Genomic DNA, 13,660 nt, shown 5'->3' with positions numbered 1-13,660 from the left:
CCGAGAAGTCCCTGGCGCCGTCAAAGCCGCCACACAACCGAAGAAACAGCAGGTCACAGGGCTACGCGCAACGCCGCCCAGTTGTACGCGGAGTACAAGGAGCCCCTGTACGCCGCTCCCCCGCTGCTCCAGCGGATGGTGGACGCGGGCCGGCTCGGCCGCAAGACGGGCTCGGGCTTCTACCCGTACGCCTGACCTCCCGCCTGCGGGCCCGGCGCTCACGCCGCCGGGCCCGCAACGGCGATATCAGCCTCCCTCTCGTCGTCGCCACGGCTGCCTCCGCCGTGGCCGCAGGTGATCTCCTCGCCCACCGGGCGCGCCCGCTCAGTCGAGGACATGCCGCAGATAGGAATGCGGGTCGGCGAGGTAACGGCGCCAGTGATCGACCAGAGCGAGGTCGCTCCAGGGCACGCGACGCATACCGTGCTCACCGATCTCCACGATGTCCGCGCCGGGAAGAGCGGTCAGGAGCGGCGAGTGGGTGGCACAGATGACCTGGCCGCCGTTCTTCACCAGTTGCTCGACATGACCGAGCAGTTCCAGGCACGAGGAGAAGGACAGCGCGGCCTCCGGCTCGTCCATCACGTACAGCCCCGGCTGGAAGAACTTTCCCCGGAACGCGGCGAGGAAGCCCTCGCCGTGGCTGACGGAATGAGGTGCGAACCCCTCCCGGTCCAGAGCATCCAGCGCGGTCTCGGCACGCAGGAAGAACCCCTTACGGGCTGACCAACTGCCCATCATGCGCCGCCCGTACGGGGTCGCGTCGAGGCGGATCCGCTCACCCAGCACCGACTTGGGCCGATGACTCGCGTAGCGCCAGTCGTGCGAACCACCCCAGGAATCCAGACCGAAGCCCTCGGCGACGGCCTCCACCAGAGTTGACTTCCCCGTTCCGTTCTCGCCGACGAGGAACGTCACCGGCGCGGTGATCCGCAGCCCGTCCTCCAGCAGCCGGCTCACACAGGGCAAGGACCACGGCCACTCGGACCGGTCGTACGAGGCCATATCTGCGTACACATGTTCGATGATCACGGGGTGAGTCTCTCAGGGCGCGCGGAAACGTTCTCGGGAACACCGAGGTCCGTCGCCGGCGCGTGGTCGACGCGGGCCGGCTCGGCCGCAGGACGGGCTCGGGCTTCTACCCGACCCGTACGGGTGAACTTCTTCCGCTCGGCGGTGGGCGGGCCGGGAGCCAGCCCGGCCCGCCCGGCGCGGAGCGAGGAGCCGTCAGCCCAGCCGCATGTGATGGAGCATCAGCAGGCCGGCGGCCATGTTGGCGGCCGGCACCTCACCACGCGCGACCAGGTCGGGGACCAGCTTGAGCGGGACCCACTCGCGGCGTGAGGACTCGAAGTCGTCCGAGGGATGACCGGTGTACGTCGCCTCCGCGGACCAGAAGAGGTGGTGCCGGGCGTCGACCAGGCCGTTGGCCGGTTCCACGGTCATCAGGGGCCGCAGTTCGCCGGGGCGCCAGCCCGTCTCCTCCTCCATCTCCCGTGCCGCCGCCGTGGCGATGTCCTCCCCGTCCTCGACCACCCCCGCGGCGAGTTCCCAGCCCCAGCTGTCGGTGATGAACCGGTGCCTCCACAGGAGCAGCACCTCGTTGGCCTCGTTGACGACCGTGGCCGCGGCGACGGGCCGGAGCCGGATGAGGTAGTGGTCCAGGTGCCGGCCGTCGGGAAGCGCGACGTCCGCCAGGTTGACCCGGAACCAGGGATTCTCGTACACCGTCTGTTCGTTTAAGTTCGTCCACTGCACAGTTCTGCCACCTTCCGACTGGTCGATGGCAACATCGGAGCAGGACCGGCTTCGCAGCGGAACGAGTGGAGGGGCCTGGACCGAGGCTCACAGGGGCACGCGCAGCGCCCCTTCGATGAGGACGGCCGCCGCGGCGGCCTCGGCGCTTCCGCTCGCGGCCAGATGACTCCGCACGGAGCGCAGCCGGTCGCGGAGCCGCTGGGACTCCACGCCGCGGGCGCGTTCCGCCATTTCCGAGGCCGTGCGGGCCGCTCTGTCCGCCTCTCCCTGGAGCAGTTCGAGGCGGGTCAGCGTGGCGAGCCGGTGCACGGTCCCTCGATCGTGCGCCGGGGAGCGTACGGCCGCCGTCGCGTGCTCCCGGGCGGCGGCGAGGTCGCCGAGGCACAACAGCGCCTCGGCCACCTGGATGTTGACGAGGCCCGGCTGGACGTACCCCGTCTCGTCCGGTTCGTCCCCGCTGCCGATGCGGCCGGCCTCGGCCTCGGCACGGCCGATGCACTCCAGGGCGCCCCGGTGGTCGCCGAGCTCCGCGTAGGCCTTCGCCTGCATCGCGTGCAGATCGGTGGCCAGCGCGGGGGTGATGTGGGGGCCGGCCGCCCGCAGAGCCGCCTCGGCGAAGGCCACGGACCGGCGGAATTCGGCCAGGTGGAGCGACTGGTTGACCAGCAGGGCGATCACATAGGCGCCGAGGCCCCGGTCCCCGCTGGCCTTGGCCAGGCGCAGGGCCTGGTGGAAGTAGCGCTGGGCGAGCCCGTGGGCGTCGGAGTCGTAGGCACAGATGCCCGCGACGGCCACCAGGCCGGCGGCCGCGCGGTGGAGCCGGCGGCCCGTGGCGTCGCTGTACCCGCCGCGCAGGAGCGGGGCGGTCTCGGCGTTGAGGAAGCCGACGATGCGGGACTTGGTCGCGATGCCGCCGGCCTTCCGGTACATCTGCTCGTAGTGCGCGCGGGCCGCGCGGAGCATCGCTATGTCGGCCATGCTCACGCGGGGAGGTCCGGGGCGGGAGACGTCGGCGTCCTCGGGAGGGTTCTCCCACTCCCAGACCGGCATCACGGCCATGGTGCCGGAGACGGCGGGCGTGGTGGCGAGGTGGGGCCGCTGCTGTTCGTCCGAGCGCCACAGGGCGGTCGCGTGCTCGACGAACCCGGAGAGGCAGGCTTCCCGGGCCGGCGTGTGCGTCCCGGAGACGCCCATCCCGATGTCGTCCAGCGTGACGGGCCGGTCGAGCCGGCGGGCCAGGACCTCGCAGATCAGGTCGGGGACCTGGCCGCGCGGGCGCTGGCCCTTGAGCCAGCGGGCCACCGCCGTGTGCTCGTAGCGCAGGCACAGCCCGCGGGAGCGGCCGGCCTGGTTGACATGACCGGCGAGCCCGGCGCGGGACACACCCGCCTCGTCGATCAGGGATTCGAGCAGGACATTGGGCTCCATCGCCCCCCCCATGTGCGCGTCGCAATGAGCCTAGTGGAGCACGATTCACACGGGGTGTGAACGGAATGCCCGAACCGTCCTGCTGTGCGCTCTGCCGCGCCGGTGCGCCGCTCGCTTGAATAAGTGCCTCGCAAGAGGCGGCCTGGTCGTCGGCTCCCCCTCGTACAGTTCGACGACCCGCCCCGCGCCGTTCGTCCTGCCGGCCTGCCCGACACTCCGTGGCAGGCGGGCGGCGCCGGACCGCACGGCCCGCTGTCCCGACGGCAGCGGTGACCGTCCGCGGTCCCACGGCCGCCGGCGAGAACAGGAGGGGCGTGTCCGGTGGCCGGACACGCCCCTCCTCACTGCCCTCGGTGGTCAGGCGCCGCGCAGCACCGCGCCGGTGCGCTCGGCCGCCAGGGCGACCGCGGTGTCACGGGCCGCTGAGGCCTCCTCCACGGTCAGCGTGCGGTCCGGGGCACGGAACCGCAGCGCGTACGCCAGGGACTTCTTGCCTTCGCCGAGCTGCTCGCCGGTGAAGACGTCGAACAGCCGCAGCGATTCGAGCAGGTCTCCGGCCCCCTCGCGGAGCGCGTTCTCCACCGCGTCGGAGGGCACACCCGAGTCGACGACGAGTGCGACGTCCTGGGTGGCCACCGGGAAGGTGGAGATACGGGGCGCCTGGAGCGCGCCGTCGACGGCCTGCTCCAGGACGTCGAGCTCGACCTCCATGGCGCAGCTCCGCTCGGGCAGGTGGAGCTCCTTGACGACACGCGGGTGCAGTTCGCCCGCGTGTCCGAAGAGGGTCTCCACGCCGTCGACGGTGACGTACAGCGCGGCACAGCGGCCGGGGTGCCAGGGTGCGTGCCTGTCGGCGCGGACCGTGACCTCGACGCCCGCCTCACGGGCGATGACGCGCGCCGCCTCGACGGAGTCCGCCCAGTCGGCGGGGCGGCCCTTGCCCCACCAGCCGGCCTGCTCGCGGGCGCCCGCGAGGACGACGGCGGCGCGGCGCGGCTGACGCGGGAGCGCCGCGTCCAGCCCGGCGATCTCCTCGTCGGTGGGACGGCGGTCGACGGGCAGCCGTACGGCTTCGGTCTCCTGACCGGTGGGCCTGAAGACCAGCCCGGTCTCGAAGAGTGCCAGGTCGTGGCTGCCCCGGCCGTCGTTCCGCCGCAGTGCGCCGAGCAGGCCCGGCAGCAGCGTGGTGCGCAGCGCGGGCTCCTCGTCGGAGAGCGGGTTGACGAGGGTGACCGTGCGGCGTCGCGCGTCGTCCTTCTCCAGGCCGAGCTGGTCGAGCACGGCGTCACCGATGAACGGGTAGCTGAGCGCCTCCACGTAACCGGAGCCCGCCAGGGCCCGGCCGACGCGGCGGTGCAGCCGCTGGCGGTCGGTGAGTCCGCGACCGGACGGCGGCGTCGGCAGGGTGGACGGGAGGTTCTCGTACCCCTCCAGCCGGATGACCTCTTCGGCGAGGTCGTTCGGCTCGGCGAGGTCGGGGCGCCAGGACGGCACCGTGACGATCAGCTCGTCCTGTCCGTAGACGTCGCAGCCGACCTGCTGGAGGCGGCGCACGACGGTCTCGCGGCCGTACGCGACACCGGCCACCCGGTCGGGGTGGTTCGCCGGCATCGCGATGGTGCGCGGTGCGGACGGGGCGGTGATCTCCGTGACGCCGGCCTCGGCCGTGCCGCCCGCGAGGAGGACCAGCAGGTCGACCGTGCGCTGCGCGGCAGCGGCGGCGGCCTGCGGGTCGACGCCGCGCTCGAAGCGCTTGGACGCCTCGGAGCTCAGCTTGTGCCGTCGAGCGGTCCGGGCGACGGCGATCGCGTCGAAGTGCGCGGCCTCGATGACGACCTCGGTCGTCCCCGTGCCCTCGGCGGCGTCCGCGATCTCGGTGTCGGCGCCGCCCATGACGCCCGCGAGGCCGATCGGCCCGCGGTCGTCGGTGATGACCAGGTCCTGGGCGTCCAGGACGCGCTTGGCACCGTCGAGCGTCGTGAGCTTCTCGCCCTGCTGGGCACGGCGCACGCCGATCGGACCCTGGACGCGGGTGCGGTCGTAGGCGTGCAGCGGCTGGCCGAGCTCGAGCATCACGTAGTTGGTGATGTCCACGGCCAGCGAGACCGTGCGCATCCCGGCCTTCTGCAGCCTGCGCTGCATCCAGATCGGGGAGCGCGCCTCGGGCTGCAGGCCGGTGACCGTACGCGCGGTGAAGTTCCCGCACCCGATCGGGTCGGAGACCTTCACCGGGTAGCCGTGGGCGTTGGGCGGGGGCACGTCGAGGAGCGCCGGGTCGCGCAGCGGCAGCCCGTAGGCGATGGCGGTCTCGCGTGCGACCCCGCGCATCGACAGGCAGTAGCCCCGGTCCGGGGTCACGGCGATGTCGAGGACCTCGTCGACGAGCTCCAGGAGCTCGATCGCGTCGGTGCCGGGCTCGTACTCGGGCGGCAGCACGATGATGCCGTGCGTGCCGTCGTCGCCCATGCCGAGCTCGTCGGTGGAGCAGATCATGCCGTGCGAGGTCTTGCCGTACGTCTTGCGCGCGGCGATCGCGAAGTCACCGGGCAGCACGGCGCCCGGGAGGACCACGACGACCTTGTCGCCGACAGCGAAGTTACGGGCGCCGCAGACGATCTCCTGCGGTTCGCCGGTGCCGTTGGCGGTGCCGACGTCGACGGTGCAGAAGCGGATGGGCTTCTTGAAGCCCTCCAGCTCCTCGATGGTCAGGACCTCGCCGACGACCAGGGGGCCCTTGAGCCCGGCGCCGGTCTGCTCGACGGTCTCGACCTCGAGGCCGACGGAGACGAGCTTGGCCTGCACGTCGCGGCCGGTCTCCGTCTTCGGCAGGTCGACGTATTCCCGCAGCCAGGAAAGCGGGACGCGCATCAGATCTCCATCCCGAACGGCCGGGTGAACCGGACGTCACCCTCGACCATGTCTCGCATGTCCTCTACGTTGTGGCGGAACATCAGCATCCGCTCGATGCCGAACCCGAAGGCGAATCCGCTGTACTTCTCCGGGTCCACCCCGCAGGCGACGAGCACCTTCGGGTTGACCATGCCGCAGCCGCCGAGCTCGATCCAGCCCTCGCTGCCGCAGGTGCGGCAGGGGCGGTCCGGGTTGCCGACGGACTCGCCGCGGCAGACGTAGCAGACCATGTCCATCTCGGCGGACGGCTCGGTGAACGGGAAGAAGTTCGGCCGCAGCCGGGTCTTCATGTCCGGGCCGAAGAGCGCCTGGACCATGTGGTCGAGGGTGCCCTTGAGGTCGGCCATGGTGAGGCCCTCGTCGACCGCGAGCAGCTCGATCTGGTGGAAGACCGGGGTGTGCGTGGCGTCGAGCTCGTCGGTGCGGTAGACCCTGCCGGGGCAGACCACGTAGACCGGGGGCTTGCGGCTGAGCAGCGAACGCGCCTGGACGGGCGAGGTGTGCGTACGCAGCACGACACCGGACTCGTCGCCCTCGGTCGGCTTCCCCTCGGGCGTGGTGCCCTGCACGAAGAAGGTGTCCTGCATCTGCCGCGCCGGGTGGTCCGGCACGAAGTTCAGGGCGTCGAAGTTGAACCACTCCGCCTCGACCTCGGGCCCCTCGGCGATCTCGTAGCCCATGGCGACGAAGACGTCGGCGACGCGCTCCATGATGGTCGTCAGGGGGTGCCGCGCACCGGCCGGGGTGCGGTCGTAGGGCAGGGTGACGTCCACCGCCTCCTCGACGAGCACCCGGGCGTCACGCTCGGCCTCCAGCTCGGTCTGGCGTGCGGCCAGGGCCTTGGAGACGGCGCCGCGGGCCTGGCCCACACGCTTGCCCGCCTCGGCCTTGGCCTGCGGCGGCAGGGCGCCGATCTCGCGGTTGGCGAGCGACAGGGGCGAGGTACCACCGGTGTGCGCGGTCTTCGCCTGGGCGAGCGCGTCGAGGTCGCCGGCGGCGGCGAAGGCGGCGAACGCCTCGTCCCGCATGCGCTCGATCTCTTCCGGTTTCAGTGCCTCGACCTCGACTGGGTCGTACGACTTGTTCGGTGCCGACATCTCTTCCCGTGCTTCCGATTGGCTGGTGGCGACCCTGGTTCGACGACTGAGGACGCAAAGGTGCCAAAAGTCGAGTCTACGGGCCGCCGGGGGACGAAGGAGCCCGTGGGCCGCTCAGGCCAGGTAGGCCGGCGCGCTCACGGGCAGGATAAATCGGAATTCCGCGCCGCCGCCGGGCGCGCGGTCGACCGTGATCGTCCCGCCGTGGGCCTCGACGATGCCCTTCACGATGTAGAGGCCCAGCCCGGTGCCGCCGCGCTTGCTGCCCCGCCAGAACCGGGTGAAGACGCGGCCCATCGACTCCTCGGGGATGCCGGGACCTTCGTCGCTCACGGTGACTGCCGTTCCGCTCTCGTCGTTCTTCGCCGGTGCGGGCGCAGGGGCGATCTCAATGGTGACGGTTCCCTCGCCGTGGCGCACCGCGTTTTCGAGGAGGTTGCCGAGCACCTGGTCGACCTTGTCCGGATCCGCCCAGAGCGCGGGCAGCGGCTGCCGGGTGCGGACGAGGAAGCGGTCGGGTGACTGGCCGTTCGCGGTGTGCGCCTGGACGTGGCGCTCGACGGCGGCCGAGATGTCCACGGGCTGACGGCGCAGCTCGAGCCGGCCGGAGTCGATCCTGGAGATGTCGAGCAGCTCGGCGATCAGCCGGGTGACCCGGTTGGCGTCGGCGTCGACGGTCTCCAGCATCAGCCGCTTCTGGTCGTCGGTGAAGCGTTCCCACTTGGCCAGGAGCGTGGCGGTGAACCCCTTGACCGAGGTCAGCGGGGAGCGCAGCTCGTGGGCGACGGTGGCGATCAGCTCGGCGTGGCTGAGCTCGGTGCGGCGGCGGGCCTCGGTGCCGCGCAGGGACACGACGAGACGCCTGACCGGGCCGGTGGGGCTCTCGCGGACGTACCGGGCGGAGACCAGGACCTCACGGCCGCCGGGGAGCAGCAGGTTGCGCTCCGGCTGTCCGACGCGGGTGGCGAGGCCGCCGTAGGGGTCGGTCAGGTCCCACCAGCGGCGTCCCTTGAGGTCCTCGAGGGGCAGTGCCTGCCCGATGGAGGTGCCGAGAGCGGACTCCCGGGGTGTGGCGGTGATCCGGGCCGCTGCCGTGTTGAAGCAGATGACCTCGCCGTTCTCGTCGGCGACGACGAGACCGTCGGGCAGATCGTCCGGGTCGATGCCGGCAGTGGGGTCCCCGGCGGTCCGGCTCAGGCCGGCCTCGTCGGGGAGGGCGCGCACGGCGGCCGTGTGTGTCGCTCGCGGCCTGCTCATGCCGACAGCCATCTTCCCGTACCCCACCTCTCGAACCGGTGCAGTGGGCCCCCGAGTTCGTCACCCTACTAGGCGTCAGCAGCCGGGCGACACCCTCCGGACCGGCACCGGCGGGGTGTGGCCCGTATCGATCGGTGGGGTGCCGGCGGGGATCAGTCCGCCCGGCGCGGGCGCTGGGCCCGTGCGGAGGCGTAGAGGCACACCGCGGCGGCGGTGGCGAGGTTGAGGCTCTCGGCCTTGCCGTGGATCGGGACGCGGACCACGGCGTCGGCGAGGGCGCGCGTCTCCTCCGGGAGGCCCCACGCCTCGTTGCCGAAGACCCAGGCGGTGGGCCCGCCCATGGTGCCCGCGTCGAGTTCGTCGTCGAGGTCGTCCTCACCCGCGCCGTCGGCGGCCAGGATGCGCACCCCGGCGTCCCGGAGTCCGCGCACGGCCTCCTCCACGGGTACGCCGACGGCCACGGGCAGATGGAAGAGCGAGCCGACGGAGGCCCTGACCGACTTCGGGTTGTAGAGGTCGACGGAGGCGTCGGTGAGCACGACGGCGTCCGCGCCGGCGGCGTCCGCGCAGCGCAGCACCGTGCCGGCGTTGCCGGGGTCACGTACGTGGGCGAGGACGGCGACCAGGGTGGGCTTCGCCGCGAGGATCTCCTCGAAGGGCGAGTCCAGGAAGCGGCAGACGCCGATCAGGCCCTGCGGCGTGACCGTCTGGGAGACGTCGGCCAGCACGTCGCCGTCCGCGAGGTGCACGCGGGCGCCGGCGGCACGGGCGGCGTCGACGATGTCGGCGTACCGGTCGGCCGCCTCGACGGTGGCGAAGAGCTCGGTGAGCGTGGGCTCTCCGTCGCCGCCCCGGTGCGCGGCGGCCTCCCGCACGGCCTGCGGCCCCTCGGCGATGAACCTGCGCTCCTTGCCGCGGAAGTTACGCCTGGCCAGTCGGCGTGCGGCGGCGATTCGCGGCGATCGCGCGGAGATCAGTTCGGGGGTGCCCATGGTCGGCGGCGAGCCTCTCTGCGTATGTCAGCTTCTCTGCGTACGTTTCTCCGCGTACGGCTGACGACGTACGCGGCACGTGGTGCAACGCACCGGACCCGCAGACGGCATGCGCCTGCGGGTCCGGCTCGGAGCGCTCGGAAGTGCGGCCTGGATCAGGCGGCCTTCGGGGCGTTGACGTCGCTCGGGAGGGCCTTCTGGGCGACCTCGACGAGGGCGGCGAACGCGTTGGCGTCGTTGACCGCGAGCTCGGCCAGGATCTTGCGGTCCACCTCGATGTTGGCGGCCTTCAGACCCTGGATGAGGCGGTTGTACGTCATGCCGTTCTGGCGAGCGGCCGCGTTGATGCGCTGGATCCAGAGCTGACGGAAGTCGCCCTTGCGCTTCTTGCGGTCGTTGTAGTTGTAGACCAGGGAGTGGGTGACCTGCTCCTTGGCCTTGCGGTACAGGCGCGAACGCTGACCGCGGTAACCGCTGGCGGCCTCGAGGATCGCCCGGCGCTTCTTGTGGGCGTTTACTGCCCGCTTGACGCGTGCCACTTTTAACTCCTTGCAGCGGGGCCGGGTGGTCGGAAGTCAGACTCACCCGACCCGGAAACGAATAGGTCCCGGTCGGATCGAGGGCGCCTCCGGGTTCACCGGAGGCCGCGCCTCACTTGCCGAGAAGCTTCTTGATCTTCTTGGCGTCGGCCGGAGCCACGACGACCGTGCCGGTCAGCGAGCGGGTCTTCTTGGACGACTTGTGCTCGAGCAGGTGGCGCTTGCCGGCCCTCTCGCGGAGCACCTTGCCGGAGCCGGTGATCTTGAAGCGCTTGCTGGCACCGCTGTGCGTCTTGTTCTTCGGCATCGCGCCGTTATCTCCTCGTCAGTGGCGCCCCTCACGGTGCGGGCACCGGACTGCAGGGGCGTCAGATCTTTGGGTGGTTCCCGAGGGACCCGGGGGCGCCTGGATGGCTGCCCCCGGAGGTCACGCCTCGGAAGGTGTCTCGGCCGGAGCCTCGGCCGCTGCGGCCGGAGCCTCAGCGGTGTCACCCTCGGGCTCGGCGTCGGGGGTCGGTCCCTGACGCTCCGCCTTGCGGGCGGCCTGGGCCTCACGGGCTTCGGCCATGGCTTCGGTCTTCTTCTTGTGCGGGCCCAGAACCATGATCATGTTCCGGCCGTCCTGCTTCGGGTTCGACTCGATGAAGCCGAGTTCCTCGACATCCGAAGCCAGACGCTGGAGCAGTCGGAAGCCCAGCTCGGGGCGGGACTGCTCACGACCACGGAACATGATCGTGATCTTGACCTTGTCCCCCTGCTTGAGGAACCGGACGACGTGACCCTTCTTGGTGTCGTAGTCGTGCGGGTCGATCTTCGGCCGGAGCTTCATTTCCTTGATGACCGTGTGCGCCTGGTTCTTGCGCGCCTCACGGGCCTTCATGGCCGACTCGTACTTGAACTTCCCGTAGTCCATGAGCTTGCACACGGGGGGACGGGCTGTCGCCGCCACCTCGACCAGGTCGAGGTCGTACTCCTGTGCGAGCTCCAGGGCCTTGGCAAGCGGGACAATCCCGACCTGCTCGCCGCTGGGACCGACAAGTCGCACCTCGGGAACGCGAATCCGGTCGTTGATACGGGGCTCGGCGCTGATGGATCCTCCTCGGTAGCACCACGCGACCGCCTGGCGGACAGCCGCGTAACGTCTTTTGTGTAAAGACCAACCGAGCCGGGATACCAAAAATGCCCCGGACGGGACACAGGCGGGGCTCCTGGAACTACCGGAACACCGCCGCGTGCAACCGCGGGGCGCAATCGGGCGGCCCCATCGTCCGTACGGAACGATGGCTGCCACCTGACCGGTGACCCGCCGTCCCGGAGGACGGTCAGGTGGGAGATCGGAGCCTCCACTTGTGGGCCGGTCACACAGGTGTCCGGCCGGTCGTTACACAAGGTTAGCAGCCCGCTCGCGCGTGCGCTAATCCCGTGCTCCGCCCCGTCCCGCGGGAGGGGCGCGCGTGGCCTGGCCTTATCGTGTGGGGCATGAGCGACGCGACCACTCCCAGCACCGAGAACCCCGGCTTCGACGACATGGCCCGCGACATCGCGGAGGTCCCCGCGGTCGAGGTGATCGTGACCGTCGCCGTCAATCTGATGAGCGCGGCGGCCGTGAAGCTCGGCCTGACCGAGGAGGGCGAGCAGCACAAGGATCTGGACGAGGCCCGCAAGCTGGTCCAGGCGCTGGCCGGGCTCCTCGACGCGAGCGCGACCGAGATCAGCACGTTCCACGCCTCCCCGCTGCGCGACGGCCTGAAGTCGCTGCAGCTGGCCTTCCGGGAGGCCTCGCTCGTACCGGACGAGCCCGGCCACGGCCCGGGCGAGAAGTACACCGGCCCGGTCTACGGCTGATCCTCCGGCCGGGACCACGGCCCCGGAGAGCCCGCCGCCTGCGACAGGTGGCGGGCTCGCGTGCGTCAGCGGGTGAACAGGGGCGCGCCGGGAGCCTCGGCATCGGCCGGCAGCAGCGCCAGGTCGATGCCGCGCACCAGCCGGGCCCGCAGGACCTCGCTGCCGGAGAGCGCGTCGGCGACCCGGCGGGCGGCCTCCGCGACCACGGCGTCGGGCGCGAGGACCAGTGCGAGGGTGCCGTCGGCCGCGCCGGGGCCCAGGTGGGCACGCAGCACCGCGGGCTCGGCGGCCACGGCCTCCCGCACCGCCTCGACGACCGCGGGGTCGTCGAGCGGGTCCGCGCTGGCCCGGTTCTCGGCCAGGGCCAGCAGCACCGGTCCGGTCAGCTCGAAGGCGACGGGCCCGGCGAGGTCGAGCACCACCGTGTCCGCCTTCTCGTGCGCGGCGGCCTGCAGCGCCTGGTGCAGGGGTACGGCGACGGGGCGCGCCTGCGGGTCCCAGCGGGCCAGCGAGTCGGTGGAGGTGAAGGCCGGCAGGGCGCGCCGGTCGCCCGCCTGGAGCGTCGGCACGGCCATGTCGCTGGTCTTCTCGCGGCGCAGCCCGGCTCCCCGTCGTCCGCCGCCATCCTTCCCGCCGGCTTCGCTGCCCTCCTCGACCTCCCCCAGCACGGCGACGACCGGCACGAGCAGCCGGGCTCCGCGCAGTGCCGCGAGGACGGGTCCGACGGCCGTCCGGTCCTCGGCCCAGGCGGCGAGGGCCGCCGTCAGTTCGGGCGAGGCGGTGCCGTCGTCGTCGGAGAAACCGGGGTCCGGGATGTTCTTGAGCGCCACACGACGAGCGTAGTGGGTCGGTCCTCTCACCTCGGCGACAGGTCGGGCACAGGCTGCTGCCGGCCACGCTGCCTGGCGTCCGGCACATGTCCCGTCACAGAACACGTGGGCCGGCGCTGTCCGGCCTGGTGACCGCCGCCGCCGTCCTGCTGGCCGGTTCCGCCGCGGGAGGTGCGTATCTGGTGGGTCGCCCGTCGGATGACGCGGCCGCTTCCGTGGCCGCCGTATCGTCCGCGTCGAGCCCGCCGGCCGAGGCGGGCCGGAGCGAGGAGCCCCAGGTGGATCTCGACGCGGAGCTGGCCGACGCGCTGGCACCCCTGGCGGACGGCGCCGACGTGTCGGTGGCCGTGCTGGACACGGAGAGCGGCGCGGGTGCCGCGTACGGGGACGAGGCGTACGACACCGCCAGCATCGTCAAGGTCGACATCCTGGCGGCCCTGCTGCTCCTGGCACAGGACGAGGGCCGTCAGCTGAACGGCGCGGAGCAGGCGTACGCGGAGGCCATGATCAGGCGCAGCGACAACACCTCGGCCACCGAGCTGCTCAAGGTGATCGGCGGGGAGGAGGGGCTCGACGCGGCCAACGGGCGGCTGGGGCTGACCGCGACGAGGGCGGCCCACGCGTGGGGGCTCACCCGGACCACGGCAGCCGACCAGGTGCGGCTGCTGGAGGCGGTGTCCGGGACGGATTCGGAGCTGTCGGCGGCCTCGCGCGCGTACCTGACGGAGCTGATGGGCCAGGTGGAGGCGGACCAGCGGTGGGGGGTGTCCGCAGCGGGCACCGGCGCGGTGCTGAAGAACGGCTGGATGCCCCGGACGACGACGGGGCTGTGGGACGTCAACAGCATCGGCCGGGTGGAGAGCGGCGGTCACACCGTGCTGGTGGCGGTCCTTTCGCGCGGCCACGCGACGAAGGAGGCGGGCATCGCTCTCGTCGAGTCCGTCGCGAAGGCGGCGGTGGGCGTGACCGGTGCGGTGGCCGCGGCGGGCTGAGACCGGCCGGGG

Annotated in this window: 13 protein-coding genes and 1 pseudogene; 3 read left to right on the top strand and 11 right to left on the bottom strand. The window is 71.9% G+C overall.

From position 1 onward, the window contains the following. Nucleotides 1-72: 72 nt before the first annotated feature. Nucleotides 73-195 (top strand): annotated as a pseudogene (locus IA22_RS35385) (3-hydroxyacyl-CoA dehydrogenase family protein); the annotation flags it as partial. Nucleotides 196-324: 129 nt separating this feature from the next. On the opposite strand, the gene IA22_RS0124605 reads toward IA22_RS35385, so the two are convergent. From IA22_RS0124605 to infC, 10 genes are all read right to left on the bottom strand, one after another. Continuing rightward, nucleotides 325-1,032 (bottom strand): AAA family ATPase, encoded by a 708-nt coding sequence (locus tag IA22_RS0124605; RefSeq protein ID WP_030124855.1) that lies wholly within the window; start codon nucleotides 1,030-1,032, stop codon nucleotides 325-327. A 195-nt stretch (nucleotides 1,033-1,227) separates the two neighbouring features. Next, complete coding sequence (locus IA22_RS0124600; protein WP_030124854.1) at nucleotides 1,228-1,758, bottom strand: NUDIX hydrolase; 531 nt, start codon at nucleotides 1,756-1,758, stop codon at nucleotides 1,228-1,230. Between the two features lie 87 nt (nucleotides 1,759-1,845). Next, the gene (locus IA22_RS0124595) at nucleotides 1,846-3,186 is read right to left on the bottom strand and encodes an NsdA family TPR-like regulatory protein (protein WP_030124853.1); all 1,341 of its coding nucleotides are present in this window, start codon (nucleotides 3,184-3,186) and stop codon (nucleotides 1,846-1,848) included. A 357-nt stretch (nucleotides 3,187-3,543) separates the two neighbouring features. Continuing rightward, on the bottom strand, nucleotides 3,544-6,054 hold the full coding sequence (gene pheT / locus IA22_RS0124590; RefSeq protein WP_030124852.1) for a phenylalanine--tRNA ligase subunit beta: 2,511 nt from the start codon (nucleotides 6,052-6,054) through the stop codon (nucleotides 3,544-3,546). Then, nucleotides 6,054-7,193 carry a phenylalanine--tRNA ligase subunit alpha gene (pheS, locus tag IA22_RS0124585; RefSeq protein ID WP_014157247.1) on the bottom strand — a complete coding sequence of 380 codons (1,140 nt, stop codon included), beginning with the start codon at nucleotides 7,191-7,193 and terminating at the stop codon, nucleotides 6,054-6,056. Before pheS ends, pheT begins: the two co-directional genes overlap by 1 nt. 114 nt (nucleotides 7,194-7,307) lie before the next feature. Further along, nucleotides 7,308-8,462 carry a sensor histidine kinase gene (locus IA22_RS0124580; protein ID WP_014157246.1) on the bottom strand — a complete coding sequence of 385 codons (1,155 nt, stop codon included), beginning with the start codon at nucleotides 8,460-8,462 and terminating at the stop codon, nucleotides 7,308-7,310. Nucleotides 8,463-8,602: 140 nt separating this feature from the next. Further along, nucleotides 8,603-9,442 (bottom strand): TrmH family RNA methyltransferase, encoded by an 840-nt coding sequence (locus tag IA22_RS0124575; protein ID WP_014157245.1) that lies wholly within the window; start codon nucleotides 9,440-9,442, stop codon nucleotides 8,603-8,605. Between the two features lie 155 nt (nucleotides 9,443-9,597). After that, on the bottom strand, nucleotides 9,598-9,981 hold the full coding sequence (gene rplT / locus IA22_RS0124570; protein ID WP_003970214.1) for a 50S ribosomal protein L20: 384 nt from the start codon (nucleotides 9,979-9,981) through the stop codon (nucleotides 9,598-9,600). Nucleotides 9,982-10,093: 112 nt separating this feature from the next. Further along, nucleotides 10,094-10,288 (bottom strand): 50S ribosomal protein L35, encoded by a 195-nt coding sequence (gene rpmI, locus IA22_RS0124565; protein WP_003970213.1) that lies wholly within the window; start codon nucleotides 10,286-10,288, stop codon nucleotides 10,094-10,096. A 120-nt stretch (nucleotides 10,289-10,408) separates the two neighbouring features. Next, on the bottom strand, nucleotides 10,409-11,071 hold the full coding sequence (gene infC / locus IA22_RS0124560) for a translation initiation factor IF-3 (protein ID WP_078468401.1): 663 nt from the start codon (nucleotides 11,069-11,071) through the stop codon (nucleotides 10,409-10,411). A 389-nt stretch (nucleotides 11,072-11,460) separates the two neighbouring features. Between infC and IA22_RS0124555 the strand changes: the two genes are divergently transcribed. Continuing rightward, on the top strand, nucleotides 11,461-11,826 hold the full coding sequence (locus tag IA22_RS0124555) for a DUF1844 domain-containing protein (protein WP_014157243.1): 366 nt from the start codon (nucleotides 11,461-11,463) through the stop codon (nucleotides 11,824-11,826). Nucleotides 11,827-11,891: 65 nt separating this feature from the next. On the opposite strand, the gene IA22_RS0124550 is transcribed toward IA22_RS0124555, so the two are convergent. Next, nucleotides 11,892-12,656: an SseB family protein gene (locus IA22_RS0124550; protein ID WP_014157242.1), complete on the bottom strand. Its 765-nt coding sequence runs from the start codon at nucleotides 12,654-12,656 to the stop codon at nucleotides 11,892-11,894. 86 nt (nucleotides 12,657-12,742) lie between these two features. Here IA22_RS0124550 and IA22_RS0124545 point away from each other — a divergent pair, with 86 nt between their 5' ends. Continuing rightward, nucleotides 12,743-13,648: a serine hydrolase gene (locus IA22_RS0124545; protein WP_030124851.1), complete on the top strand. Its 906-nt coding sequence runs from the start codon at nucleotides 12,743-12,745 to the stop codon at nucleotides 13,646-13,648. Nucleotides 13,649-13,660 lie beyond the last annotated feature (12 nt).

The sequence above is a fragment of the Kitasatospora papulosa genome (assembly GCF_000717245.1).
GTDB lineage: Bacteria > Actinomycetota > Actinomycetes > Streptomycetales > Streptomycetaceae > Streptomyces > Streptomyces papulosus.
This window is presented reverse-complemented; position numbering and strand designations above follow the sequence as displayed.